We start from the raw sequence: 2,850 nt of genomic DNA on the forward strand, positions 1-2,850 counted from the left end.
TGTCGCGCGGGCGCTGCGTCGGCGTCGCGGACGCCGACGGCTCGGCCTCGGGCGCGGCCGTCGCGCTCTGCGCAGGGTCGGTCGTGGTCGACTGCGTATAGCTGGGGGCCGAGCCGCGGCTCACCGTCGGCTCGAAGTTCAGCCAGCCCACGCCCGGGAAGTACAGCTGGGGCCACGCGTGCAGGTCGCTGGAGTCGACCTGGTAGGTCGTCTGCTTCCCCGTCGAGCCGATTGCGGAACCCGGCAGGTAGCCGATCGCGATGCGGCTCGGAATGCCGAGCACTCGCGCGATCACCGCCATCGCGCTGGCGAAGTGCACGCAGTACCCCTGTCGCACCTGCAGGAACTTCGCGACGACGTCGAGGCTGCCGCCGTCGACGGTGTCGGGCGAGTCCGTCGAATAGACGAAGCCCTGTTCCGTGCCCTGGAAGTAGTTCTGAATGGCGAGGGCGAGGTCGAACTCGTTCGAGCTTCCCGCGCGCGCGGCGATCTCGTCGGCGGTCTCGGTGATGACGGCGGGGACTGCGCCCGGGAGGACGAGGTCGTCGCGCACGTCGGCGAAGGCACCGGCACCGTCGCCGCCGACGCCCGCCAGCTGCGCCTTCGTGGGCTCGAGGTCGAGGCTCGTCGCGGTGTAGCTCTGGCCGCTCAGCTGGCCGCCCGGGGCGAAGATCGTGAGATCGTCGCTCTGGTAGGTGCGCGCGTTGCCGCCACCCGTCACCTTCGTCGCGGGGTAGGGCGCGGGCACCCACGTGCTGCGCAGGCTCTGCACCGAGATCTTCGACGTCACCTCTGACGCGGAGATACCGAGAGACGAGTCGAGCCCGGGCACCTCGGCGAGGCGAGACCCGCCCTGCAGCGGCGAGACCTGGCCCGGCGTGTGCGTCCAGTGCGTACCGCGGATGGTGTCGAGCGTCGTCAGCTGCAGGTACTGGGGGTCCTTCGAGGCCGTCGTGTAGCGCAGCACGTCGACGGGGTTCGGACGGCGCAGGTCGGCCCCCAGGTCGATCAGCGGGTCGACGCTGTTGCCGAGCGAGACCGGCCCGGCAACGGGCAGGCGCCCCTGCTCGACGAACCCCGGAGCGGTCGCGGCGACGACGAGCGCGACGACGGTCGCGGATGCCCCGACCGAGAGCGCCACGGCCCCGCCCCCGCGCGCCGCCCGCCTCAGACGCCCATCGACGGCGAGAAGGAAGAACCACGCCGCGGCGCCCGCACCGAGCGAGACCAGGCTGAGGCCGTTCGGCTGCAGCAGAGCGGGAACGATCAGAACCCCGCCGAGAACGACCGCCGTGACGGCAGGAACGCGGAGCACGACCGCGAGCAGATCGAGCACGAGCGTGAGCACCCCGCCGAAGAGCACGATGAAGAAGACCAGCTCGGGCAGGGCAACCGCCGGGATGTGCTGGTCCTGAATGGCCACCACTGCCCGCCGGAACAGGTCGAGCACGCCGCCGATGGACGACGCGGTCGGAACGACACCGGCGACCGCGAGACCCGGCACGAACGCGAGCTGGATGAGCAGCGCGAACGCCACGACATCGACCCCGAGGGCGGCCCAGGGGCTCAGGCCGACGCTGCGCAGCGCGGCGGGGATCGCGAGAAGCAGCGCCGCGGCCCCCACCAGCGCCGTCCACCACGCAGCTCCCTGGATGAGCCCGATCAGCGCGATGCTGCACGCGAGCACCTCGAAGAACAGCGCCAGCGAGACCGTCCACGCTCCGCGCGTCGCGAGCGCCGCCCGTGCGGGCGGCTTCCTACGGTCGAACATCGGCCGCCCCCGCGAGACGAGGGCCGCCGGCGGGCTGCTGCGCCTGCATGGCGAGGGACCACGCGGCTGCGGCATCCGTTCGCCCGTCGGCCTCGACGCACACCCAGCCCGCCCTCTCGAGCAGCTCGCGTGCGGCGGCCGCGCTCGATGTCATCAGGAACGCGATCGCGGGTGCCGCGTACCGGCGCAGGGGCGCGAACTCCGCGGCCAGCTGGGGGTCGCCGTCGACGAGGATCAGGAACACGGGAACTCCCGAGCGCGTGGCACGCAGGCTCGCGGCGAAGCGGCCTGCGATGTCGCCACCGGGCTCGCGCACCTGCTCGATCGCGGCGAGCTGGCCGACGAGCAACTGGTCGCCGCCCGGCAGCTCGTAACTACCCGCGAGCTGGCGCTCGCCGGTCTCGTGCACGCCGAGCTGGTACCCGACGTCGAGCAGATGAGAGCCGATAGATGCCACCAGCTCGACCGCCCGCTCGAAGGGCTCTGCGCCGCCGGCGTGCGCACGCAGCGTGTCGAGCAGCAGCCACGCCTCAGGGTTGCTGAGCTGCTCCTCCTGTCGCACCATCAGCCGGCCGGCGCGGGCGGTCGCGCGCCACTGCACGCGCCGCAGCGGGTCACCCGCCCGGTAGTCACGCGGAATGACCTCATCGGTGCTCGGGATGGAGTGGCGCACCAGCTCGGGGTCCGTGCCCTCGCCGCGCGCCTCGTCGTCGCCGCTTCCGGCCAAGGCCCGCACCCGCGGCGTCACCAGCAGGACCTTCGACTCGCCGACTCCGTAGCCGTCGCGGGCGAGGCCGAAGGGGTCGGTGCGCGCCACGGTCAACGGGCCGAGCAGATAGGCGCCACGGCGGGCGGCGCGCTCGGAGTAGCGCAGGGTCACCGATTGCCCGCTGGCGAGCGAGGGCAGCGCACGGAACGCGAGACGCGCGAACCCGGCCGGCACGGTGTCGACCCACGACATCGACGCGGTCGCGCGCCCCGAATGGTTGCGCACGTCGAGCCGGACCTGCACCTCCTCGCCGACTTCGACGGTGTCGGGCGAGTAGGTGCGCGCCACCGACAGCCACGGGCGGTCGAGC

At 72.7% G+C, this 2,850-nt stretch carries 2 protein-coding genes; both read right to left on the reverse strand.

The window, feature by feature from the left end; all coding sequences use genetic code 11:
- A partial coding sequence (locus ACM2XV_RS13880; protein ID WP_487027350.1) for a transglutaminase TgpA family protein occupies window positions 1-1,771 on the reverse strand: 1,771 nt, incomplete at its 3' end.
- Window positions 1,758-2,850, reverse strand: a 1,093-nt coding sequence (locus tag ACM2XV_RS13885) for a DUF58 domain-containing protein (RefSeq protein ID WP_487027351.1), incomplete at its 5' end; no start/stop codon positions are given. The genes ACM2XV_RS13880 and ACM2XV_RS13885, both read right to left, overlap by 14 nt.

This window comes from Gryllotalpicola sp. CP2-P1 (assembly GCF_057512245.1).